Origin of the sequence: uncultured Zhongshania sp. (assembly GCF_963975605.1) — a bacterium.
Lineage (GTDB): Bacteria > Pseudomonadota > Gammaproteobacteria > Pseudomonadales > Spongiibacteraceae > Spongiibacter > Spongiibacter aquimaris.
On sequence record NZ_CAXBHN010000012.1, the window covers coordinates 63,166 to 87,353 of the forward strand.

Here is a 24,188-nt window from a genome sequence, read left to right on the forward strand (position 1 = left end):
GCAGCGCATTAGCCCAGCGCAGATACAGTGGTCCGAGCTTTCGGCAAAACGTCGAGATAGCACTCATTCACTAAGTCAGCGTAATAGGCCAAAATCTCATTGCGGCGCAAACGGCCATTGGCGGTTAATAAACCGTCTTCGACACTGAGCCGCTTGGGCAACATCACCCAGCGCTTGATCTGGGCGTAATCTGGCAACAGCGCATTGCATTGGTCTATTTCTTTAGCGATTTGCTCGCTACTTACACCTGGTGATGGGAAAACCAGAGCGCTGCAATAAGCTTGGCCGTCGCCGATCACCATGCACTGCTGAATGCTCACCAGTGCGGACAATTCGCTCTCTGGCCACTCCGGCGAAATATTGCGGCCATAGCTGTTTACCAATACATTTTTGCTGCGACCGCGCAGCCACAAAAAACCATCGACGTCTATTTCACCAAGATCACCGCTAGCAACCTCAGTCAGCAAACGGCCACCGGAATCCTGCTGCAAATATCCAAGGTAAACATTGCCGCCAACCATAACCTGCCCCTCTAAAATACTTACATCGCAATGAGCTAAGGGCTTGCCAGCCGAGCCGGGCTTGTCGGCGCCGGGGCGATTCACACAAACCACCGAGCAGCACTCTGACAAGCCGTAACCCTCATACACTGGCAAGCCAAGCTGTCGCCCGCGCGCAATCAGGTCGGGGGCCACTCGCGCGCCGCCAACAGCCAAAAATTGAAGGTTTGCTGGCGCGCGCCACTCACCGGCTTCGCTATAGGCAATGAGTCCTTTCAAAATTTGCGGCAGTATTACTGCGCTATCAGGTTGCGATGCGCTAATCGTTGCCGCTAAACAGGAAATATCCAGACCAGAGCTACCCGCCCAACCGAGTGTTGCCAAGCTGGGCAATATCACCAGCGCGCCACGCAATAATGCGCTGTATACGCCGGCCACGTTTTCCAATAGCGTCGCGAGTGGTAAGACCGCTAAGTAGCGCTGCAAAGATATGTCTTTTAAAGCCTGATTTAACGCTGAGGCCGTTGCGAATTGGCCGGCATTTGATAAACACACCCCCTTGGGGTGGCCAGTTGAGCCCGAGGTATAAGTAATTTTTGCGGTATTGTCAGGCAAGGCGTTTTTGTCAGATGAGGCCTCTAAGCGAAAAACACGGATTGTTGATAAACCCACAAGTGGCACTGAACAAACGCTGATCCTCGGCCCGAATAAAGCCGCGCTGCTATGACCAAGGTCTTTGCGGTCACTAAGCAAGGCATCGACACCGCTGCTGTCGAGCGCGTGACGCATTTGCTCTGGTGTAAAAAAGCCAGGGAGCGGAATTAGGGGGATACCCGCTAACTGGCAAGCTAAGTCGACAATAATCCATTCTGGGCCGTTGTCTGCGGCGAGGCCAAGCCGTTCAAGACCTAAGGTATTCAATTGCTCGGCTACTCTAGCCACCGTATTAAACAAGTCGCTGTAACTCAAGGTCAAACTCTCACCTTGAAGAGCAGGCGAGTCGCCAGACACGTTCGCCACCTGCTGCAGCGCGTCAATTATTTTACTCATACAGCGCTCGCAGATTCAGGCTGTCATCTACCTCTGCCAATTGTGCATCGCAGCTGTTTAGCAACATGGCCATCATCGGCTGCTTGGCAAAAACAGACACGGCATGGCGTGCATTAACGGCAATCACTGTGGGTTTGGTGTCGTAATATGTGCCCCAATCGGCCAGCTGAACACCTAGTCGACGGCCATCGGCCTCGCACAAGGCATGCTGCTCCACCCGCAAGCGACGCAGTAATTTTTGTACCTCTGGCGTTGCGGTAAATACGGCCCACTCGGCTCCGGCTCGACAAATTAGGGACGCTAGCGCGATAAACAACATTTGACTGCTACCGCGCCAGGTCGACACTAAATTGCCTATTTCGACCAAGCTGCTGCGCTCAACGGGGCGACCTAATATCTCCCCCAGAAGACGCTCTGCGGGTTTGTCCATATACTGCTCTACAAACAAGGCGTGACCATGACTCCCGCGACGCATACCAAGTACACCGGATATCTCGCGGCGAGCTCGCATGATAAGAAAGAAAGGTAGGAATTCGCGCAAGGTAGCGCCGTAAGTACTAGAAAATTTGTTGGCGATATACGCCTCTATTTGAGCCCGTTCAGGCGCTTTACGGCCGAGCAGAAATAATTGCGGGGACATTTCGAGTGCCTCGCTAGACTGAGAATTAGCAGCTTGAACACCATCTAATCCGTTTTGACCTGAATCTGTCTGTGGATACTCTGTCTGTGTATACATAGTTGCGCGCTCATTCCGAGATTTCATGCTTGCAGCCTAAAGGGCGACATTTAAGAAAGACTTAAGAAAATGAGCTCGCCACGCATTTACGAAGATTTTTGATTCACACGCCCACATGCCACCAAAAAGAAACTATTTCCTGTTGACACAATTATTCGACGCAGTAGTATGGATTCAGATATGTAGGGCCACGTCCGATAAGGTCGGCGCCCTTACGCAAGACCAGCAAGTCATAACGATAAAAAGCGTCGGAGCGTGAAATGAAAACTAGCTACACCGTGTGCGGTATTTGCGAACAGGCCTGTGGCCTGAAAGTCAGCTCTGAAAACAATCAAGTTTTGAAAATAGAGCCAGATAAGGAGAACGCGTTTAGCTGGCGGGATTATTGTATTAAAGGCGCCAAGGCCCACCTCGCCCTGACCCATCCCAAGCGCATCACCAAACCGATGAAACGGGTTGGCGACCGCTATGTAGAATCAAGTTATGAAGAGGCCATTAGCGATATTGGCTCGCGCTTCAATGCCATTATTGATAAACACGGCGCCAACGCCGTCGGCAGCTACACCGGCAACCCCAACGGCTTCAATTTTGGCAGCGCGCTATTTCAGGCCATGTTCCTAGATGCGATTGGCACCGAAAGTCGATTTTGGGTTGGCTCGGTAGATCAAAACGCACTGCATGTGGTGTCAGAAAACCTGTACGGCAATCCCTGGGTTAGCCTGCAGGCCGATATCGATTACTGCGACTACTTCCTCCTGATCGGCACCAATCCTCAAATTAGCGGCATGTGCTGGATAGGTTACTCTCCCGACGGTTGGAAGCGGGTACTTGCCCGTAAAGACGCCGGCGCAGAATTGGTTGTTATTGACCCGCGCACCACGGAATGCGCGTCGAAAGCCAGTCAGCATATCGCCCCTTTGCCAGAAACAGATTGGGCACTGGTGTTGGCGATGATCAAAATCATTTTTGATAATAACTGGGGCAATGCGCCGAGCCAGCACCTTCACGGATTAGCCACATTAAAATCCCACGCCCAAAGCGCGGACTTAAACGCCCTTAGCCAGCTCTGTGATATACCACTGGATACCATTTATCGCCTCGCAGAAAAATTTGCTAAGGCACCGCGCGCCATGGCGATTGGCCGCACCGGTATCAGTCAGGGTCGCAACGGCGTACTCGCGCTATGGCTGGTGCAGGCGCTAAATTTAATCACCAACCGCGTAGAGCAAGAAGGCGGCGTTTACTACGCGGTTGGTGTTCTCGATTTACTGGCCGCAGGCGATAAATTATTTCCAAAGTCAGACGCCGTTAGTCGTGTGCGCGGCAATAAAAACGTGGCTGGCTCACATAGCCTCGCTGAACTGCCAGATGAAATCACCACGCCAGGTGAAGGCCAAATTCGCGCCTTAATAATGAATAGTGGTAACCCCGTCGTGTCGGGGCCAGATGGCGACAAACTCGATGCGGCACTTTCGCAATTGGAATGTTTCGTCGTCATAGATCAATTCCAGCGTGAAAGTCATCGTCATGCAGATTGGTTAATTCCCGGCGATCACTTTTTAGAACGTTCAGAAATCAATCCCTTGCTGCAAGCGCTTAGCCCAGCGCCACGGGCGCAAATAAGCCGCGCCGCCGTTGAGCTGCCAGACGGTATGCGTTACGAATGGGAGTTTCTACGCGACCTTACCATTAGCATGAACAAACCGTTTGTGATGGGTAAACAATGGTTAAACCCTGTAGTAAAAGCGACAGTGAAATTAGCGAATTGGACGGGTAATAAAAGTCACGGTTTTTCGCCAATGTGGTTGTCTCGGGTGCTAGTTAAATCCGGCGGCATGTTTAAATGGAAGGACATTAATAATGCCGAACATGGTCTTGGCAGTGTAGATACCCGCCCCCAGTTCGGCGCGCTATTCAAAAAATTGAGCACCGCCAATGGCAAAGTGAATATTGCGCCAGAGATATTTGTGCAAACCCTCGTCGAGCGTTTAAAAGAAAAGCCCGCTGATACCTCCGCCTACCCACTTCAACTTATTGGCCGTCGCCGCATGAAAATGATGAACTCGTGGTCGGTGGAAACCAGCATGAGCGGTATGAAAGAACAGGAAATGAGCGGCGGCACCATCGAGATAAATATCGCCGACGGTGAGAAGCTCGGCATCATCGACGGCCAAACCGTTACTGTCAGCTCAGTGACCAACCAGCTACAAGCCAAGGCGAAACTCTCAAAAGACATTCGCTGCGGCGTCGCGGTAATGGAACACGGCTGGGGCTATCGCACCTTCGACCCGAAAACTGGAGAAGGTACCTACAACGGTGGGGTAAACCGCAACACCCTAGTTTCAAATACAGACCTAGATCCACTATCGCGGGTGCCAAGATTGAATGGCACGCGGGTCAGTGTGATTGGCGTAGTAGGTGCCTAAAATTACGGCTTACTATTGATGACCCGAGCACAACGGGGCCAGCGAATATGAGCTCAGTCAACATTAGCTTCCGTTGTCGCTTATTTACCCGTGCGGCGGTACTGTAAACGCACCGCATCGACACGACACATTCGCAGCAAGAACTTAAAAAACAACAATATTCAGCTGCGGATAAAGAATCATTTTTCTACGCTATATACCCCTCGGAATTCCACTAATTTCCTTTAAACGGATGTCTGATAGCATAGGTCACAGATATATTACACACCATGCCACTGGCGCAGAAGCTAGATATGAATAAGAATCCATCGCCTTTATTATCCACAGTCGAGCAACATCTTGATAAGCATCTACAAGTAGTGCTCAACTCCCTACCTGTCGCCATATCATGGGCGAGAATATCCGACGCCCGCATACTTTTTACCAACCGGAAATTTACGGAATTATTCGGTTACGACGTCCGCGATTTTCAAACGATTCCAGAGTGGGTAGACAAAACCTACCCAAATCCAGAGCAACGCGCCGAAGCGGACGCTAACTGGTATAAGTATCTCGGCAATCCCACATCGGAAGACTTCGAAATTGACCAGGTTGAAGTCGATGTGCTCTGTAAAGATGGCAAGATCAAAACAACCATCCACGGCGGAGTCATTCTGGCTGAACTGGGGTGGGCATTGGCCACCTTTGTTGACATAAGCTCCCGCAAGAAAGATGAGCAATTGATACGGTCCTTGGCTGAAGAAGATCCTTTAACTAACTTAGCAAATCGCCGCAGTTTTGATACCTATCTGGCGCGAGAGATTAGCGCGTCGATTGATTCTCATAGCCCGCTTCACCTTTTACTTCTCGATCTTGACCACTTCAAGGAAGTCAATGACACCTTAGGACATCAGGCTGGAGACGAGCTTCTCAAGGAAGTCGCAGTGCGGCTCAAGGCCAGCGTCCGCTCAAGCGATATTGTTGCACGACTCGGTGGCGATGAATTTGGCATTATCCTCAAAAACGCGGTGAATTATGAAACCGTTGGGCGAATCTGCACAAATATTATTGAAGCGGTCGCGAAGCCTTTTAAAATCTCAGGAAAATATATCAATATTGGTATCAGTATTGGCGCCAGCAGTATGTTGGATAATACCACCAGCGCAGGCAGCTTGTTTGCCGCTGCGGATAAAGCGCTTTATAAAACCAAAGAGGAAGGTCGAGGCCATTGGAACAGATACACCAAAGCCATGGGATAAGCATGCGCCAGGAAAATGGCCGAGTGAACTGACAACAATAGCCACGGCTTTTCACCGATGTGGTTGTCTTGGGTGCCAAGATTGAATGGCACGCGGGATAATGTATTTAGCGCAGTAGATGCTTAAAAACTAGCAGTTAAGATTTTATTTTAATGCCTTAGTTAGCCGACGGATATTTCCGCCGGCACGCTTTGCTAGTTAGAATTTATTACTTTGGTTTCGCCGACATGGTCGTGTAAACACCGTTTAGATTTAGTGAATATAAAGAGTATATTGACGATATTTATAATGGGCCCAATAACTGGGATGAGTGGAATCAGCCAGCTAAAGCCATATCTCTTGGCCAGAGTGGGAACGTCTGCATGCCGCCCAGCTAAGGTCACTATTTTAATATTTAGTACTTTTTTGCCCAGGGTTTGTCCATCTCTTACCAAAAACTTACCGTGAATTAGCAGGAATGCTGCCATGCCCGCAATGGACAAGGCCAAGAAGTAGGAGACGGAAGGCTCTATGCCTTTTGAAATATCATCGAAACCGCCGGTAAAATACATCAATGGAAGTGTTATAGGAATCATTGTTAAGCCGTCAATTATTGCAGCTCCAAGCCGACTCCATCTGCTCGCGCAGTATGTCACCATCAGTGTTTTCTAAATCCATCTTTGACTCGTCCTTATCAGTCATCACATCTTCCATGCCTTCTCTCCATCATAGCTACTTGAACATGCCAATGATTACAGACCAGACTTTACCAAAGACTTAATCTTTAGTGCCTTTTCAAAGTGATCTAACTGATGCGTTTCAATCCACCACCTAGCGGCTTCCATCAGGACATCAGGTTGGTCATTCTTATTTTTAAAGAATGCATAAAATGATAAACCCACGCCATCGCCCCGCTTACTAATCTTTTGATCACAAACTTCGATAATTTTATTTCTAAGCTCAGCTCTCAATGTTAGATCCTTTCTTCGCTGGTGAATTCAGCACCATATCTATGGGATAACTGTTGAGGAAAATCAATCACGACCACTGCGATTATATCGTGGGAGTATTCCTTGAAATTGGGTACGTAGTCGCTCCTGAATTCGATGCTGTACTTTATCAAAAACCGTTATTTTTAGAGTTATTCTACAACCTCAACGCCGCAATCACCCGCTTGTCGGGTGCATTGCCTTGTTAGTGCTGATATTGTGTTTGTGGACGGAGATATTATCATCACCCAGCAATATCTCTTCCGTATTGGAATAAAAGAACCGGCTAGCAGACAATACGAGCTTTGTATTTGTTAAACCAATTAACTCTTTAGTGGCCGTGAAAGCCCCTTCTTTCATTTTCTCATTTCTAGCGATCAATATTGCTTTACTTGTAATCGGCACACATATTTCAATATTTGATGTGTTTAGGCCAAAGTAAAATCCTTTACCGTCTTTAGGGTGGCTAATGATAAAAGGATTATCCGAGGTAATTACATTAAGACTTTCATCTTCGACTATGAACAATTGATAAAACTTATTCGATAAGCACTCTTGTACTGTATCTATTAACCTTAACTCTGCCTGTATAAGATCAGTTTTAGAGTAATCGAATTCGCTTTTATTAGAGATATTTATATCTTGGCTCATGCTCTCTACGATTTCTTTCGTTCTCCGCATAGGCATTTCTAAGTTTTCTCTATGCGAAGGAACTCGCAAATACAGAGTCGCCAGTAATAAAATCAGACACCTCATTTCTTCCTTGGGGGGTAGGCACGAATGTACATTAATGTAACTAATAGCCGCACTTATTTTAGGCTCGATTTTCTCAGCGTAGAAATCTTCAACAATCAAAGAATTCTTATGATCTACTGTGTAGTAGTCTCGCTGGGCACATGCATCATTTGGGCTAGTAGGGAATGGCTTGTCGTTATTTATTGGCACAGCCCAAAATGGTGAAGAGCTTTCACCTCCATTTGTGAATCCCTTCAAGTAGCATTTTGGAATGTAATGATGCTTTGCTTTTCTTCCCATGCTGACTCCAGTGTGCACTAACGAGGCTGTAGGAAAACGTATTTTCAGCTCACGCAATCTTCCAGCCCAACATTTTTAGTTAATTTAATTTTCATACGAATTCTTCATCGTCAGGTCGCTGTTTTTTCATATTCCAGCAGACATTCGCCTAATCTACTTCACCTAGCTGCGATATGGCCGTAATTCATCAGTTTTTCAATGTTATGTACCATACAGTAGAGCTTCCATTGAGCATCTACTTTCTGCTTCCCACGCAAACTAAATCGATTCAGCCGCTTGTTCGTGGTGATGTTGCCAAATACAGGCTCCACCACGGACATGCGATGACTGTATATTTGTTTACCCTTGGCGCTATCGACGCGATGCTTCATCCAATCAGTGTAGTTCGGTTCCCGCTTGTGCTCCAGCAAGAAAGAGACTTGCCGACCCGCGCCTTTGCGGTGATCTGCCGCCGCCGGGTTTTGCATGCATTTATCTTTGATTGTGCAGTTTCTGCATTGCAGAAGCTTTCCTTCGAAGTAAGCTTTTGGATTGCCGTTCTCGTCGGGTCGCTCGCCTCGGAAGCTGATCTTGTTGCCTGCGGGGCAAATACAAACCAAGTTTACTGGATTAAAGTCAAATTCGCTTGCCGGAATCACCTTGCGCTTTTGGTTTTCTGGTTTAGTCTGATGCCGTTTGCCGTACTTTGTTTTTTGATCTTGGAATTTAGGATCACGTGAACGGAACTGGTTATCGGGAATGTAGGCATCCACTTTATTGCTGTGGAGGTATTCCATATTAGCTTCGTTGGCAAAACCGGTGTCTGCAGTGATGATCGGTTTGTAGCGGCCTTTAAAGATGTCTTTGCGAATGCCTAATTTGTTTAACCGGGACTTCACGGTTTCAAGCACGGGCTGTAGGGTGTGGTGTTCTTGGCCTTCGCCGAAAGCCTGGGCGTCGATAATGATCTGGTGTTTCTTATCGACGGTGGCCACACCGTTATAACCTTGAATAGTGCCTTTGCTGGTGGTCATTTTACCCGACTGATTGTCGGTGATATTACTTTTTACTTCCTTTGGCCGCTTCCCTTGCCCCGTCCTTGGGGCTGACGTCTTTAGGAATTGGTCTATCCGCTCAAAGGCTTTGTCCAAGGTATCAATGGTTTGTTTGGTGCGTTGTATTTGCTGCTTCTGATCGGGGTCAGTTTTATCTAGTTTGCGGTGTTCTTTAAGGCAATGACGAATCTGACGCTTAATTTTATCGCGCTTTTGTTCCAACTCTTTAAAAGTACCCGACCATTCCTTGGCAGCATTCGACGACAACTTGCACCCGTCGATAGCGAAGAGTTCTTTGCCTAATAATCCTTCTTGATGGCAGACCAGTAATATCTGCTCAAACAGCTTCTCAATCGCTTTGGGGTAGCTGCTTACGAAGCTAGCTATGGTGGTGAAGTGCGGCACGGTATCGCATGAAAGCGCTTTAAAAATAACATTAGATTCGCAGCACCACTGTATTTCTCGGCTTGAAGTAATGCCTTTGGAATACGCAAACAGGATTATTTTTAACAGAATCGCTGGATCATACGCGGGTCGACCACCGTCGTCGTTTTGGTAGTTCACGTCAAATGCAGACAGATCTATGCGTTTATTAATCAGATGATGTATGGCGTGTTCGAAGGTGCCAGGTTGGAGCTGGTCTTCGTAATTGATCACAATCATTGCGCTTTGATTGTAGTCATAGGGCTTGAACTTGGGCATTCGCATCACTCCTTAATGCTTTGGCCAATTTTAGCAAAACTTTTATCGAAATGGAGGTTTTTCTACAGCCTCAACGCCCGCGTAAAGCGCGCGAGGTACGCGCGTCGTATTTGACGCGCTTGTTAACTGTTTGAGCGATAAACTTCATTTGGATAGACCAAAAAATAGATTTCACTGAACTCGCTTTTAACGTCAATTTTGCTATCTGTAAACGAGAGTTGACCAGAACTATATGTAGGATCTGCGACCAACAACAGCCTTATATCGCTCAAGTGTAACTTGTACTTTGAAATCTTGTGTTCCTTCTCGGTGACGAACTGAGTTAGAAATTCACTATCGATTTCTCTCACCCACCCAACTCTGTCATCAACATACTCCCATCGTTTATAGATTCCTACTTCTTCTGGAAGGTGAGTCGCGTAGAGTATAGACCGGTTTTTTGTCTCTATTCTTAGATTATCCCATTCATTAGAGTCACTGATGAACTGAATTAGCGATTCTAGAATTTCCATCTCATTATCAATATTTCCTAAGACCCCCACCTTCATAGGAATACTAGCTTGCTGATAATAGCTATCTGCAAGCGTTTGGATCATTTGATTGTTTCGACTCTCGTTTGCTCTTCGCTTGGAGCCCTTTTTTGTTTCTTTATCTTTAGTAATTTCTCTTACTTCTAGGCCAAACTGTTGGTCACCATCACGAACAAGTAAGTCGGGCCATTCAAGCTCATTGGCTGGAAACTCAATAGCCCAATTACACCCTAGAGTTTTAGCCAATTGGGATGCGTAAACCATTTCTCGTTCTTTTTGTAAGTCAGTGGTCATAGATACAGTTAACGCCGGTAGCAAAGGCGAGCGTTAGCAAGTCCAGCCCGCGCTTTTTGCGGGCGATTTTGCCTACCTTGTTATGTGATTTCATACATCTATAAACTCATCATTCTCAATTTGGCACGATCCATCAGGGGCAAGAGTGACCACATATGCAAACTTGTGGCCTCCCAATACTACGGAGTACGTTCTGAATTGGGGAGTCAGTGAGATATCTGTCACTGCGATATCTTTTGGCACTTTTACAAAAGAGCTGCGCATATACGTGGAATTCCACGTTTTGCCCATAAGGTCACCTGAAGAAATGCTCTCCTGAATGCACTCCAATGCTTCTAGATATCCGCTCTTATCTCCGTACCTGCCAACTTCGACCATCCGGCCTTGATGCATAAGCATTCTTGCCTGAGGCTGCTCACAATGTATGAAACCATCCGAGCCTTCCTCGCAATTTTCATGCGCCGCGATAGCGAGTGGGAATGCTAGAAGCATGGCAAAAAACTTAATCATGGCCTTTCACATAACAGCTAAATATACGTCGATGTGACGTGTTTAAACACGTCACTCTGACCACTATCTACAAAACCGTTTTCTATCTTCATACCCTATCCCTTTATTTAGTAAACTCTTTCCCTGTGATCACCGAAAATACCTTCGTTGGAATGTATCACTTTAACGCAGTATTTGTAGGTTGCTCGTTTATAAGCTGAATTGAATTATCCGGCGGCGGAACAACACTCACTCTTTAATATCTGTACGCAGAACCTGCAAACCTTTTTCTATGGTTTTCAAATGCTCACGCACCCCCGCCTTGCTGCGGGAGATTCCCACCGCCAGAATATCCAGTACCGCCATATGCGCAAGGCGCGACGGCAAGGGGGTGTAATCGCCCTCATCCATATCTACATCAATATAGATGGCGAGGTCTGCCTCCGCAGCGACAGGTGATCCACTGGGCGCGAGTGCAATCACCGGCGCGCCGTTGCGTTTGGCTAAGTTTATGGCATCCAACAAGGCCTTGGTTCGGCCCGATTGGGAAATGACCACCACCACATCTTGCTGATTCAGAGACATCGCCGACATGGCCTGCACATGGGGATCGGAATACACACTGGCCGATATTTGCAGGCGAAACAAATTGTGCTGGGCGTCGGTGGCGACGGCGGCAGAGGCGCCAAAGCCGTAAAACTCAACGCGACGGGCATTGCTAAGCAATTCCACGGCTTGCTCTATGGCGGCGACTTCAATGTTGTCGCGGACCTTTTTTAAGGCCTCCATCGTCGAGTCAAACACCTTAAAGGTGTATTGGCGTGCGGAATCTTCGTCGCCAAAACTAAACTCTTCGTACTCGGGGCTGTGGGCAATATGTTGGGCCAGTGCAACTTTAAAGTTCTGAAAACCATCGCAGCCCACCGCGCGACAAAAACGCACTACCGTAGGTTCACTGACGTGAGCCTCCTGCGCAAGGTCGACAATGCGCATATGAATCACTTCCTTGCGGTTTGCCAGAATATAGTCCGCCACTTTGCGCTCAGACCGGCGCATTTGCTCCCGGCAGGTTTCCATGGCTCGGATAATATTTCTCGGTCGCAAATTTAACTCCGACATCTCGATTTTATTAGTCTTGGGTTCTCATTGTAACTCAGCCCATGAGCATTGGCCTCTACTCGTCACTAAACGTCGCCCTCCCCAATATTGGGGAAGCCTCTTCACGGAATAAGACTTAGCCTTAGTCTTAGCCTCACACCGAATGCAAGCTATGTATTTTGAGTAGGTATTTTCTAAAAAATAGTACAGATATTGGAGTAGCTGTAATGAAGTTGAAATTGCTTGGTTTAAACTGTGTATTTCTTATCACCGCGTGCGGCGGTGGCAGCGGTGGCTCTGGCGGCGGTGGTTCCAGCGCTCCCAGCGATAGCCTCAAAGGCATTTTTACCGATAGCCCGGTTTTCGGCGTTAAGTACCAAACTGATAGCTTGCAGGGTCTGACCAACGCCCTGGGTGAATTTGACTACCGCGATGGCGAGTCGGTCGTATTCTCTATTGGCGACTTTGAATTTCCCAGTGTTAGCGCGACACAGCAAATTACGCCAACTGACCTCGCCCAGGGTAATAGTGAAGTTCGGACCAATATCTTGCAGCTACTGCAATCACTAGACGACGATAGCAATCCCGACAATGGCATTTCAATCTCAGCAGAAGCGGAAAATGCCTTTAAAGATAGTACCTTAGACTTAGCCAGTGCCAACTTCGACAGTGAAGCCCAAGCCATACTTGATACCATCGAAGACGGCATTCAGCTAGTCAGCGAAGAGCAGGCTGAAGCACATTTCCTGAACGCCCAAGAATCCCAAATCCTCGGCAGCTGGCTATACAGTGAAGGCGAGGGCAAGCGAAATATACTGACATTTATTGACGAATCGCGCTATATCATCATTCACGAGCACAGCGATGACGGCGATCAAACAGCGGGCTCGGTTGAGTTTGGAAATTACACATGGGATGTCGACAACGGTGATTTCAGCACATCGCTCATCGCCCAGTCCGATAATTCAGGCGGACTTTACGATGACGGAAGCTCCGTATCCACTGCCACCGTCACTGGCGACACCCTAAGCCTCACCTTTACCGACGTCGACAGTGACACGGTCGTGTTTAGCCGCGTAAAAAATCTGAATCAAGAATTACAAGGCGCATGGCAACTCTATGAAGCCGATGCGGATAACCTAAATATACTGACTTTTCTATCTGACAGTGAGTACGTCATCGCCCACACCAACAATCTAGAAAACTATGATGGCGAACCCCAGCAAGCCTTATCTGGCGAGTTTGGTACATTCTCAATAAATGAGGGCAACTATACTTTCACAGCCAATGTCGACAGCGATGGAGATGGTGGCCTGTACAATAAAGACGATCTGAGCGACAACACTAGCGCATTTACTGTAGAGCGGTGGGGTGACTTAAAATTCGTCGACGAGGAAGATGAGATATTCTTTGCTCGGGTAGGACAGTTCACAACCACACTCGTTGGTGATGGTGAAAACTTGGTAGACATCCTCGTTAATCGGGACACCGGATTTGATGAGGCAGAGTTAGTCGGCAATTGGCAGATCACATCTACCTCGCCGTCTTATCATGACAAGGTCGGCTTCGTGGAAAGCTTCAGCATTCAACTTAAGGACGATGGCACAGGCACCGTGACTTTCGAAGAAGATGATGTCACCACCTTGGTTTGGAATGTCAACTCCGCAGGTACTCTGTCGTACACTGAAACAGACGAGTTTGGCGACACATGGTTTCTCAACTACGCACCCGTTAAAGGTGCAGCGAATAGTGTGTTAATTGATAGTAAAAGCCCAGCCGGCCAAGAAGATTTCGCCGATGTACTCGTTGAAGCTAGCTTTACGCGTATTGCAGATGAAGGACCAATTAGTGAGGAAATAGCAGTTCAAAAATGACCGCATAGGGCCCAGCCCACAATAAGTTCATAACGATATCTCTACCACTTAGCCGCTAGATATTATGTCCCAGCAGACATAATGCCTAGCGGCTTCTTCTTTCTCAGCGACAACATCACTACCGCTACCCCCATCATTTAACCCCTCCAACGTAGCGCTCATTACTAATATTGCTGCTCACTCGTCGCTAATCACATTTTAGCGGTGCCAGCGCCGACTAATCCCAGTAGAATATGCCGCCATGGACGTATCTTATATTCTTGATGATCTCAATGACGCGCAGCGCGACGCCGTTACCGCTGACAGCATCGGCACGCTGGTACTGGCTGGCGCAGGCAGTGGCAAAACCCGGGTTTTGGTACACCGCATTGCGTGGAAGATAAAGGTTGAAGGCCTGTCTGCCTACAGCATTTTGGCGGTGACCTTTACCAATAAAGCCGCCCGCGAAATGCGCGGCCGCATCGAAGCGCTGCTGGATGGCAACGTAAACCACGGTATGTGGGTGGGGACGTTTCACGGCTTGGCCCATCGCTTACTCAAAGCCCATGCCCGTGAAGCAGGCTTACCCGATAACTTTCAAATTCTGGACAGCGACGATCAGCTGCGCCAACTCAAACGCATTCATCGCGAATTGGAATTAGACGACACCCGCTGGCCGCCGCGCCAATCGCAATACTTTATTAACGGTCACAAAGATGAGGGCCGCAGGGCTGCACATATTGACGACTTTGGTGGTGATCACTATTTAACCACCATGCTCAAGGTTTACCGTCGTTACGAAGAAGTCTGCCGCCAACAGGGAGTTATCGACTTTGCCGAGCTATTACTGCGCGCCTTAGAGCTATGGCGTGACAATGCCGCCATTCTCGATCACTACCAGCAGCGCTTTAAGCATGTATTGGTAGACGAATTTCAAGACACCAACGCGGTGCAATACGCATGGCTGCGCTTGCTAACCAGCAAGGGCATGGCGATGACCGCCGTGGGCGATGATGACCAGTCCATTTACGGCTGGCGCGGCGCGCGCATAGAGAATATACAACAGTTTTCAAAAGATATTCCAAACACCCAAATCGTGCGCTTGGAACAAAACTACCGCTCTACCGGCACCATTCTAAAAGCCGCCAATGCGCTGATTGCCAATAACAGCCAGCGCATGGGCAAAGAGCTGTGGACCAAAGGTGAAGACGGCGACAAGATCGCCCTGTTTGCCGCCTTTAACGAGCAGGACGAAGCCCGTTTTGTCACAGACCGCATTGACGAATTACTGCGCGACGATTATCGCCGCAGCGATATCGGCGTGTTGTATCGCAGCAATGCCCAGTCCCGTGTACTGGAGGAGTATTTAATTCGCGCCGGAGTGCCCTACCGTATTTACGGCGGCCAGCGCTTTTATGATCGTTTAGAAATCAAGAACGCCCTCGCCTATCTGCGCATTATTGCGCTGCGCGACGACGACACCGCCATCGAGCGAGTCATTAATACCCCGACCCGCGGCATCGGCAATCGCACGGTCGAAATCCTGCGCGAATACGCACGCCAACATCAGCTATCACTGTGGCGCTCTGCGGTGGCGATTATAGAAAACGGCATGCTACCCGCCCGCGCCGGCAATGCCCTGCGCAGCTTTCTATCGCTTATCGAAGATTTAGCCGCTCAGTGCCAGGACTTGCCGCTGGACGAGCAAGTGAGCATTACCATCGACAAATCCGGCTTGATCGCGTTTCACGAAAAAGAAAAAGGCGAAAAGGCGCAAGCGCGGGTAGAAAACCTGCAGGAATTAATTACCGCCGCACGCGGCTATAGCTCGGAAGACGAGGAAGCCGAACCCCTGCGCGCGTTCCTGGATCAGGCGGCGCTCGATGCCGGTGATCAACAGGCTGACGAACACGAAGACAGCGTGCAGTTAATGACCTTGCATTCAGCCAAGGGCCTTGAGTTTCCCGCTGTGTTTATCGTTGGCGTGGAAGAAAATCTCTTCCCCCACAAAATGTCGATGGAAGACCCTGAGCGCCTGGAAGAAGAGCGACGCCTTGCCTATGTGGGTATTACTCGCGCCGAACAAAAATTATATTTAAGCTATGCCGAATCTCGCCGTCTGCACGGCCAGGAAAGTTTTAATAGTTTATCGCGCTTTGTACGCGAAATTCCCAACGAACTTATTAATGAAGTGCGAATTAATAATACCGTTACCCGACCCAGTAGCTACGCACAAAGCACCACCACTTCGCAGCAAGCTGCAGCGGCGTCTATTGGCTTCGGTTTAGGACAGCAGGTACTGCACAGTATTTTTGGTGCCGGCGTGGTCATCAGCTTTGAAGGTCAAGGTGCCAGTGCCCGCGTACAGGTGAATTTTGAAGATGAAGGCAGCAAATGGTTAGTGCTGCAGTACGCGAATTTGCAGTTATTGTAAGACAGGAATAATAACAATGAAGCAGGCGACCAAAGCCAATACCTCACCGCTTGTCATTTTAGCACTGCTAGCCGCTCTCGTTGCCATGAGCTGGTTATATGTGGGTGAGCGCAGCAAAGACAAACGAGCTGATCAGCAAAGCAATGCCACGGGGCAACAGGTTTTCCACTGGAAATTAGTCACTACATGGCCAAAGGGATTTCCTGGGCTCGGCACTGCGCCGGAAAAATTTGCCGCCATGGTCAATAAAATGAGTCAGGGCCGCCTACTGATTAAAGTCTACGGCGCTGGCGAGTTAGTCCCTGCCATGGGCGTTTTCGATGCGGTATCTACCGGCAGTGCCGAAGCGGGTCACGGCGCCGCCTACTACTGGAAGGGCAAATTAGCGTCATCAATATTCTTCACCGCCGTGCCCTTCGGCATGACCGCCCAGGAAATGAATGGCTGGCTATACCACGGCGGCGGCTTAGCATTATGGCGCGAAGCCTATGCACCCTTTAATTTAGTACCCATGGCGGGGGGCAATACCGGCGTGCAAATGGCGGGCTGGTTTAACAAGGAAATTAATTCCGTCGCCGATGTGAAAGGCCTGAAAATGCGGATTCCCGGCTCCGGTGGTGAAGTCTGGAATCGCCTTGGTGGCACCTCGGTAACCCTGCCCGGTGGCGAACTTTACACTTCTCTGCAAACCGGGGTCATCGACGCAACCGAATGGGTAGCACCGTACAACGACCTCGCCTTTGGCTTTCACGAAGTCGCAAAATATTACTACTATCCCGGCTGGCATGAACCCGGCTCGACACTAGAACTCATCATCAACAAACAGGCTTTTGAAGCGCTACCAGAGGATTTACAAGCCATGGTAGAAACCGCAGCGCGCTACGCCAATGCGGATATGTTAGACGAGTACACGGCGAGAAATAATGCCGCCCTTCGCGAGCTCGTCGACGTGCACGATGTGCAACTGCGAAAATTACCTGATGATGTAATCCGCGAGCTGCATAAAGCATCGGATGCGTATTTAGAAGAACTCGGGAATAGCGATCCGCTTACTAAAAAGGTCTACACCAGCTGGAAGAATTTTATGGAAGGTGCCAAGGAGTACCATCATATTTCCGAGCAGTCGTATATCAATTCGCGGGATTTATAAGCCCCGCGAATTACTCAGGCTAACTTTAAATACGTTTTGCTAAGCTGCCAAAGCCGCTCAGCCGCCGCGTCATCTTTTGCCCACGGTTTCACGCGCTTGGGTTTACTGTCTGAAAAATACTCGCCACTGATATTATCCAGGCTTGGCGAGGTAGCGACAAAAATAGAGGTCGCTGCACCCTGTGCTGGCGTGCGAAAAAATGGCTTCAAAATAAAACCGACTATCTTGCCGATAATCACATGATCTTGATGGCCCAAGCCGGTGTTCACCGGACCTGGGTGCACGCAATTCACGGTGACACCTGTGCCTTGTAATTGCTTGGCAAGATGCCGCGTCCACAAAATATTGCACAACTTTGAGTGGCCGTAGACTTTAAAGGTTTTATACGGTGTTGTCGCAAACTCAATATCGTCAAACTGCACCCCTTTAACGAAGGTGTGGGCTTCTGACGCGACACTCACAATACGGGCAGGCGCGCTTTGTACAATACGGTCACGCAATAATTCTGTTAGTAGGAAATACGCGAGGTGATTTACCGCAAAGGTTTCTTCAATTCCATCGCCACTGAGTTTGCGATGGGTGTTTACCACCCCCGCATTATTCAGCAACAAATGCAGGGGCTTATCGGTCGCGAGAAAATCCTGGGCAACGCGATGAATATCCGCTTGCTTACCCAAATCGCCCAGTAACAAAGTAACCGCACAGTCGGGCGACGCCGCTTTAATTTCAGCAATTAAGGCTTCGCCCTTTTCGCCGCTGCGGCAAACCACAAACAACTCTGCGCCTTGCGCCGCCAGCTCAAGCGCGGTCGCCCTGCCTATTCCGCTCGTGGCACCGGTGATTAAACAAACCTTATTAAGCATCGACATTATTATTCTCCATTATTGTCGCAAGCTTTAAGTCTGATCTATTTTTAAGCGCGTTTACATCGTCTCTCTGTAGCAGGTAAAACCTTAGTCCACTACGCGGGTACGACCATTGCCATCTATGGCAACAAAAACAAACTCGCCTTCTGTCACTTTCGCCGGCTCATCCTGATGCAGGCTGGTAATCCAGACTTCAACGCGAACACGAATGGAGCTGCGGCCAACATCAAGAATTTCGGTGTAGCAACTAACAACCGCACCAACCCGCACTGGTGTCATAAACGCCATCGCATCGACGGCCACGGTTGCCACTCGGCCCCCAGCTCGTCTAGATGCGGTAATGCTGCCTGCTAAGTCCATTTGCGACATTAACCAACCACCGAAAATATCCCCACTCGGGTTAGTATCGGCAGGCATCGCCACCGTTTGTAGGGCGAGTTCGCCAGTTGGTTTGGGCGTGTCGTCGATGTCACGCATAATAGATAATCTCTTGCTAGTAAACGTTAAAGACGCACAGTTAACGTGTGCTTACAGGTATTGTCAATGTATCACTAATTATTATTGGCCACGAATGATTGACGGCAGCCACGTTGCCAATGAAGGCCAAATAGCCAATAAAGTCAGCATGAGTAATTGCAGTGCAATATACGGGGCAACGCCACGATAAATATCTGAGGTCGTGACCGATGGTGGTGCAACGCCACGCAGATAAAACAGGGCAAAACCAAATGGCGGCGTTAAGAATGAGGTCTGTAAATTAAGCGCAATCATAATTCCCAGCCAAATCGGATCTACGCCCATCGCCAACAATATCGGACCAACAATGGGCACCACCACAAACGTAATTTCGATGAAGTCGAGAATAAAACCCAGTAAAAATATTACCAGCATAACGATTAGCGTTGCGGTCATAACGCCGCCGGGAAGTTGTGCAAAAAAATGTTGAATTAAGTCGTCACCACCAAAACCTCGAAATACCAATGAGAACACGGCGGCACCGATCAAAATCATAAACACCATGCACGTCACTTTTAGCGTTTCCCTTGCCACCTCGCCCAGCCGCACAATATTCAGCTCACCCTTCGCGGCCGCCATCAATGCCGCACCCAGCGCACCGACGCCAGCCGCCTCCGTTGGAGTGGCGGCCCCCACTAGAATCGACCCCAATACCGTGAGAATTAAGGCAATAGGTGGCACTAAGCCCTTTAGCAATTGCATCAGCGGTGGCGGATTGAGATCCGTCGCTGCAGGCGCACTCTCAGGCCGTGTCATGGCGACAAAGCCCATATAGAGCAAGTACAAAACGACAAGTAATAAGCCCGGTACTAGCGCACCAATAAACAAATCACCTACCGATAGGGTTTTAGGACTAAACACACCGAGGTCTAACTGCGCCTGTTGATAGGCGCTAGACAAGGTGTCCCCCAACAGGACGAGCGCAATCGAAGGCGGAATAATTTGTCCCAGTGTGCCTGTCGCGCAAATCGTGCCGGTTGCTAAGCTCGGCGAATAACCTCGTTTTAACATGGTCGGGAGCGACATTAGGCCCATCGTGACCACAGTTGCGCCAACAATACCGGTGCTCGCGGCCAGTAACATGCCAACCAGAATAACGGAGAAACCCAAACCACCTCGACGCCGACCAAATAAGGCCGCCATATTGCTGAGCAGGTCTTCAGCTAATCGGCTTTTTTCTAGTAGCACCCCCATTAAAACAAATAGTGGCACGGCCAATAGCGTGACATTCGTTATGGTGCCGAATAAGCGGCCCGACAAGGACGACAGGAAAGAGGCATCAAAATGACCAATACTGATGCCAATACCGGCAAATAACATGGCGGTGCCGGCAAGACTAAACGCAACGGGATAGCCGAGCATCAGCACCAAGCAGATGACGGCAAACATCAGCAGTGGCAGAAGCTCAATCAGCATGGACATTGGCCTCACTACCCATCAAGACCATGGCATTTCGCAGTAACTCAGCAAAGCCCTGCATCGCCAGATTGATCGCCATAAGCGGCAATAATGTTTTCAAGAGGTAGACGAAGGGCAAACCACCGGGTTCGACCGAAGTCTCATGTATAGCCCAAGCATTTAGGGTGAAATCCCAGCTGGTAATCAATATCAATCCACAGAGTGGCAGCAGAAATACAATACTGCCGATACTGTCGACCCACGCCTTGGTGCGCGGTGAGAACCGTCGATAGAAAATATCTACTCGAACGTGGCCGCCGTGCTTTAAGGTATAGGCCGCACCGAGCATGAAAACTGTGCCGTGTAGATAGCTGACCGACTCTTGCAGCGCCGTCATGCCCTGACCAAAACCGTAGCGCATAACTACCACGGAGGTCGTACCGAGCATCATTAAGGGAATTAACCACGCAAGTAAGCGTCCAAGTCGCTCAGTTAGACTATCTATCAAATAAACACACTGCTTCACTATATTGGTATCCCTAAATTAGCTGCGCATTATAGCTATTCTGCGGACACAGATGCCAAGGAGACACCATGCGTTCTATTATTATTTTCACCCTGTCCGCGCTTAGCGCCACACTGTGCTTTGCTAGCAATGTTCAGGCAGACATTGTTGCACGCTACGCCATAGGCAATGAAACCATTGTGCTGAGTTACCGAGACGATCAACATATTCGCGTAGATCGCGGCCAACTTGGCTACTCAATAATCAACGGTGACCAAGCCATCGCCGTACTCCAGCAAGGTGGCGCCCGTGTCGTCATGAACGTGGACGAAATGGGTGGCATTATTAACGGCGCGCAAGAAGGGCAAGCGCTTAGCGTTCCAGAAGCCAGCACCGTAAGCTTGAGCCCCACTAATCAATTCAGCGATATCGCGGGTATTAAAGGTCGAGTTTACACGGCTAGCGACGGTCGCGCTAAATACCTTGCCGTACTCACAGACAGAACCGATGTTACCAAGGCCAGCGATGGCCTGCGCCACTTCTTTCGCCGCTTTGCAAGCTCGATGAAAAACGAGCGCGGCAACAAACTGCTCGCACTAGAAAACGCGTTTAAACATCAATCAGACCGAGGGGTATTGCAGGTTGAGGGTGGTTTTAAATTATTAGACATTCGCTCACAAGAGCGCGCTGATCGCTTTTACATTCCCCCGCCAATCGGCATCCATTTTCCAAATCAGTAACACCCTCGGCGGGAATAGGCACCGTGCGGTGGGCCGATAAAATCGGTATCATTGCCCACCAATACACTGAACCGCGAAGTAATACGCTAAAGCCTATGACCGACGATGCCCCTTTTGCCGATCAGGAAACCCTGCTGGAGTTGTACGCCGGCACCCACCCTGTCAATAATCAACCGATTTTCGAGAAAGTTCTGGCGACCCCACTGCAGAACAGCGGTGATTATCGCCTGTTAAAATCGCCCTTATTCGTTCGCGGTGTCGCGGCATTAGACAGCATCAATGTTAACCCAGACTCCCGTGGCCGCTTTATTGTTGTCGAGCGCAGCGGCAACCTCTGCATTCGCGTATTTTTCCGCGAGCCCAATGAAGCGCTGGAAATGCAACTAACCGCAGAAATAGAAAAGCTGGCCGGCTGCCTAGATATAAAAACTGACCGCGCCTTGGTCTATAGCATCCATTTCGGCGTAGGATTTAGTGCCATAGAACAGCTGATGAGCAAGTGGATTAACGGCGACTCGGCAAGCTGGATCTACGGCAATGTATACGATGCCGATAGCGGTGAACCACTGAATTGGTGGCAGGCGCTGCTGCAAGCCTGAGCACTGCTCATATTAACCAGGAATACCCATGCTACTTGTTATATCGCCGGCGAAGACGCTGGATTTTGAAACCCCGGCTCACACCGCACAATACAGCCAAGGTGATTTTTTAGCCCGCTCGCAAACGCTGATTTCACAATTGCAAAAACTCAGCCCGGACGATATTTCAGCGCTGATGAAAATTAGCCCCAAGCTCGGCGAATTAAACCACCACCGCTTTATGAATTGGTCTCGCCCTTTTACCCCCGCAAATGCCAAGGCCGCCGTGCTCGCCTTTCGCGGCGACGTGTACACGGGACTCAATGCTGACAGCTTCAATGACGATGATTTTAATTTCGCGCAGCAGCATTTACGCATTTTGTCTGGCCTTTACGGTCTGCTCAAACCGCTAGACTTAATTCAGCCTTACCGCTTAGAAATGGGCACGCGCTTTGAAAATAAAGACGGCAAAAATTTATACGAGTTTTGGGATAACAAAATAACCTCAGCGATTAATAAGCAGTTAACTGCCATAGATTCAGAGGTATTGGTCAACCTTGCGTCAAACGAATACTTTAGCGCCGTCAAAGCAAAGACCTTAAAAGCCGACATCATTACACCGGTTTTTAAAGACTTTAAAAACGGCAAATATAAAATTATTAGCTTCTATGCAAAAAAAGCGCGGGGCTTAATGGCGGCTTATATCATTAAGCAACGCATCTCAGATGTTGATCAACTTAAAGCCTTTGATAGCGAAGGCTATTATTTCTGTCCGGAGCAATCTAGCGCTAGAGAATGGGTGTTTTTAAGAGATACACCGGCCTAATATTTACACTTAGACCATAGACAGTATTTGCTGCCACTCTTCATTACTGACCGGCATAATCGACAGCCGACTGCCTTTTTTAAGTAGCGCCATTTCGCCCAAGGCCGGCTCTGCCTTGAGTTCTGACAGCGGAATAAATCGCTTAAATTTACGCTCAAATTTAACATCGACCATAAACCAACGCGGATTTTCTGCGCTCGCCTTAGGGTCGTAGTAGCGCGACTCTGGGTTTTGTGCGCTGCCGTCGGGATAGGCTTCTTTAACCACTTTGGCAATACCGGCTATACCTGGTACGGGGCAAGACGAGTGATAGAAAAAGACCTTGTCGCCACATCGCATCTGATCGCGCATCATATTCCTAGCTTGGTAGTTGCGCACGCCATCCCAGTGCTCGGTTCTGTTTGGGCGACTGCGCAAATCATCTAAGCTGAAGGTATCGGGCTCAGACTTCATTAACCAATAGGCCATTGTTGTACTCCCGTCATAAACGCTAAACTGGTTTTTTATCTATGGGTACTATCAAGTTGCTAGTACGCGAACGCGAGATCCCCGCTATGAACGACGCTAAACCCTTCTCGCAGGCCTGCGAAAACAATAAACAGCCGATACTGGATCACTTAAAACCACTGCTGCAAGAATGCCAGCATGTTTTGGAAATCGGAAGTGGGACGGGACAACACGCAGTGTATTTTGCCGCCAATATGCCCCAAATAGTATGGCAGTGCAGTGATCGCAGCGAAAATATTCCCGGTATAAAAAGCTGGCTTGCGGATACCTCACTAGCACCACCGCTCACCTTAGACGTTCGCGATTCGAATTGGCCCGCGCAGCAATACGATGCCATTTTCTCTGCCAATACCTTGCACATCATGAGCTGGGCAGAGGTTGAATTATTCTTTACCAAAGTAAATACCCATTTAAAACCGACGGCACTACTTTGTATTTATGGCCCCTTTAAATATCATGGCGAATTCACCTCGCCCAGCAATGCAGACTTTGAGCTCTGGCTAAAAGGCAACAACCCCTTAAGCGGCATCCGTGATTTTGAAGCCGTCAATTTACTCGCCCGGCAAGCAGGTTTAAATCTACTCGCAGACCATAAAATGCCCGCCAATAACCAATTGCTTGTATGGCAGCGCCTCGGTTAGTTAGCAAATTACTGCTCTATAAAACCTGAGGCATAAAAAAACCCGGCCGAAGCCGGGTTTTTCCTAAACTAAAA

The 24,188-nt window shown here is 48.9% G+C and carries 23 protein-coding genes; 9 read left to right on the forward strand and 14 right to left on the reverse strand.

What is annotated here, in order from left to right:
- Positions 1–8 precede the first annotated feature (8 nt).
- Together AAC007_RS11540 and AAC007_RS11545 are read right to left on the reverse strand one after the other, a co-directional pair.
- Positions 9–1,550: an AMP-binding protein gene (locus AAC007_RS11540; RefSeq protein ID WP_339676941.1), complete on the reverse strand. Its 1,542-nt coding sequence runs from the start codon at positions 1,548–1,550 to the stop codon at positions 9–11.
- A complete protein-coding gene (locus AAC007_RS11545; protein ID WP_339676944.1) occupies positions 1,543–2,313 on the reverse strand; it encodes a thermostable hemolysin in 771 nt (256 codons plus the stop codon). Before AAC007_RS11545 ends, AAC007_RS11540 begins: the two co-directional genes overlap by 8 nt.
- Before the next feature lie 233 nt (positions 2,314–2,546).
- Between AAC007_RS11545 and AAC007_RS11550 the strand changes: the two genes are divergently transcribed.
- Entirely contained in the window at positions 2,547–4,712 is a 2,166-nt protein-coding gene (locus tag AAC007_RS11550) for a molybdopterin-dependent oxidoreductase (RefSeq protein WP_339676947.1), read from the forward strand.
- A 293-nt stretch (positions 4,713–5,005) separates the two neighbouring features.
- A complete protein-coding gene (locus tag AAC007_RS11555) occupies positions 5,006–5,950 on the forward strand; it encodes a sensor domain-containing diguanylate cyclase (protein WP_339676950.1) in 945 nt (314 codons plus the stop codon).
- Positions 5,951–6,144: 194 nt separating this feature from the next.
- Here AAC007_RS11555 and AAC007_RS11560 read toward each other — a convergent pair whose 3' ends face one another.
- From AAC007_RS11560 to AAC007_RS11590, 7 genes are all read right to left on the reverse strand, one after another.
- The gene (locus tag AAC007_RS11560) at positions 6,145–6,525 is read right to left on the reverse strand and encodes an RDD family protein (RefSeq protein WP_339676952.1); all 381 of its coding nucleotides are present in this window, start codon (positions 6,523–6,525) and stop codon (positions 6,145–6,147) included.
- Positions 6,526–6,681: 156 nt separating this feature from the next.
- Positions 6,682–6,900: a DUF6500 family protein gene (locus AAC007_RS11565; RefSeq protein WP_339676954.1), complete on the reverse strand. Its 219-nt coding sequence runs from the start codon at positions 6,898–6,900 to the stop codon at positions 6,682–6,684.
- A gap of 195 nt (positions 6,901–7,095) precedes the next feature.
- Positions 7,096–7,953: a DUF4238 domain-containing protein gene (locus AAC007_RS11570; protein WP_339676956.1), complete on the reverse strand. Its 858-nt coding sequence runs from the start codon at positions 7,951–7,953 to the stop codon at positions 7,096–7,098.
- Between the two features lie 158 nt (positions 7,954–8,111).
- Complete coding sequence (locus AAC007_RS11575; RefSeq protein ID WP_339676958.1) at positions 8,112–9,689, reverse strand: transposase; 1,578 nt, start codon at positions 9,687–9,689, stop codon at positions 8,112–8,114.
- A gap of 122 nt (positions 9,690–9,811) precedes the next feature.
- The gene (locus AAC007_RS11580; RefSeq protein ID WP_339676959.1) at positions 9,812–10,513 is read right to left on the reverse strand and encodes a hypothetical protein; all 702 of its coding nucleotides are present in this window, start codon (positions 10,511–10,513) and stop codon (positions 9,812–9,814) included.
- Positions 10,514–10,603: 90 nt separating this feature from the next.
- On the reverse strand, positions 10,604–11,023 hold the full coding sequence (locus AAC007_RS11585) for a hypothetical protein (RefSeq protein WP_339676961.1): 420 nt from the start codon (positions 11,021–11,023) through the stop codon (positions 10,604–10,606).
- Between the two features lie 228 nt (positions 11,024–11,251).
- Complete coding sequence (locus AAC007_RS11590) at positions 11,252–12,121, reverse strand: SIS domain-containing protein (RefSeq protein ID WP_339676962.1); 870 nt, start codon at positions 12,119–12,121, stop codon at positions 11,252–11,254.
- Positions 12,122–12,327: 206 nt separating this feature from the next.
- Here AAC007_RS11590 and AAC007_RS11595 point away from each other — a divergent pair, with 206 nt between their 5' ends.
- The 3 genes from AAC007_RS11595 to AAC007_RS11605 all read left to right on the forward strand — a co-directional run bounded on the left by AAC007_RS11595 (position 12,328) and on the right by AAC007_RS11605 (position 17,537).
- On the forward strand, positions 12,328–13,974 hold the full coding sequence (locus AAC007_RS11595; RefSeq protein ID WP_339676965.1) for a hypothetical protein: 1,647 nt from the start codon (positions 12,328–12,330) through the stop codon (positions 13,972–13,974).
- 241 nt (positions 13,975–14,215) lie between these two features.
- Positions 14,216–16,387 (forward strand): DNA helicase II, encoded by a 2,172-nt coding sequence (gene uvrD / locus AAC007_RS11600; RefSeq protein WP_339676968.1) that lies wholly within the window; start codon positions 14,216–14,218, stop codon positions 16,385–16,387.
- Positions 16,388–16,403: 16 nt separating this feature from the next.
- Positions 16,404–17,537, forward strand: coding sequence for a TRAP transporter substrate-binding protein (locus AAC007_RS11605; RefSeq protein WP_295873568.1), 1,134 nt, complete (start codon positions 16,404–16,406; stop codon positions 17,535–17,537).
- Positions 17,538–17,551: 14 nt separating this feature from the next.
- On the opposite strand, the gene AAC007_RS11610 is transcribed toward AAC007_RS11605, so the two are convergent.
- The 4 genes from AAC007_RS11610 to AAC007_RS11625 form a co-directional block, all read right to left on the reverse strand.
- The gene (locus AAC007_RS11610) at positions 17,552–18,406 is read right to left on the reverse strand and encodes an SDR family oxidoreductase (RefSeq protein ID WP_296435761.1); all 855 of its coding nucleotides are present in this window, start codon (positions 18,404–18,406) and stop codon (positions 17,552–17,554) included.
- A gap of 84 nt (positions 18,407–18,490) precedes the next feature.
- Positions 18,491–18,880, reverse strand: coding sequence for an acyl-CoA thioesterase (locus AAC007_RS11615; RefSeq protein WP_219043429.1), 390 nt, complete (start codon positions 18,878–18,880; stop codon positions 18,491–18,493).
- An 81-nt stretch (positions 18,881–18,961) separates the two neighbouring features.
- Positions 18,962–20,332: a TRAP transporter large permease subunit gene (locus AAC007_RS11620; RefSeq protein ID WP_295873829.1), complete on the reverse strand. Its 1,371-nt coding sequence runs from the start codon at positions 20,330–20,332 to the stop codon at positions 18,962–18,964.
- Positions 20,325–20,843, reverse strand: coding sequence for a TRAP transporter small permease subunit (locus AAC007_RS11625; protein ID WP_339676972.1), 519 nt, complete (start codon positions 20,841–20,843; stop codon positions 20,325–20,327). The genes AAC007_RS11620 and AAC007_RS11625 overlap by 8 nt, the downstream gene beginning before the upstream one ends.
- Before the next feature lie 68 nt (positions 20,844–20,911).
- Between AAC007_RS11625 and AAC007_RS11630 the strand changes: the two genes are divergently transcribed.
- From AAC007_RS11630 to yaaA, 3 genes are read left to right on the forward strand one after another with little or no spacing between them, the layout of a single operon-like run.
- A complete protein-coding gene (locus tag AAC007_RS11630) occupies positions 20,912–21,562 on the forward strand; it encodes a hypothetical protein (RefSeq protein ID WP_339676974.1) in 651 nt (216 codons plus the stop codon).
- Between the two features lie 23 nt (positions 21,563–21,585).
- Positions 21,586–22,161 carry a DUF4265 domain-containing protein gene (locus tag AAC007_RS11635; RefSeq protein ID WP_296435766.1) on the forward strand — a complete coding sequence of 192 codons (576 nt, stop codon included), beginning with the start codon at positions 21,586–21,588 and terminating at the stop codon, positions 22,159–22,161.
- 28 nt (positions 22,162–22,189) lie between these two features.
- Positions 22,190–22,966: a peroxide stress protein YaaA gene (yaaA, locus tag AAC007_RS11640; protein WP_339676977.1), complete on the forward strand. Its 777-nt coding sequence runs from the start codon at positions 22,190–22,192 to the stop codon at positions 22,964–22,966.
- A 9-nt stretch (positions 22,967–22,975) separates the two neighbouring features.
- On the opposite strand, the gene AAC007_RS11645 is transcribed toward yaaA, so the two are convergent.
- A complete protein-coding gene (locus AAC007_RS11645; protein WP_339676978.1) occupies positions 22,976–23,434 on the reverse strand; it encodes an EVE domain-containing protein in 459 nt (152 codons plus the stop codon).
- A gap of 41 nt (positions 23,435–23,475) precedes the next feature.
- Between AAC007_RS11645 and AAC007_RS11650 the strand changes: the two genes are divergently transcribed.
- Positions 23,476–24,114 (forward strand): DUF938 domain-containing protein, encoded by a 639-nt coding sequence (locus AAC007_RS11650; protein ID WP_339676981.1) that lies wholly within the window; start codon positions 23,476–23,478, stop codon positions 24,112–24,114.
- Positions 24,115–24,188 lie beyond the last annotated feature (74 nt).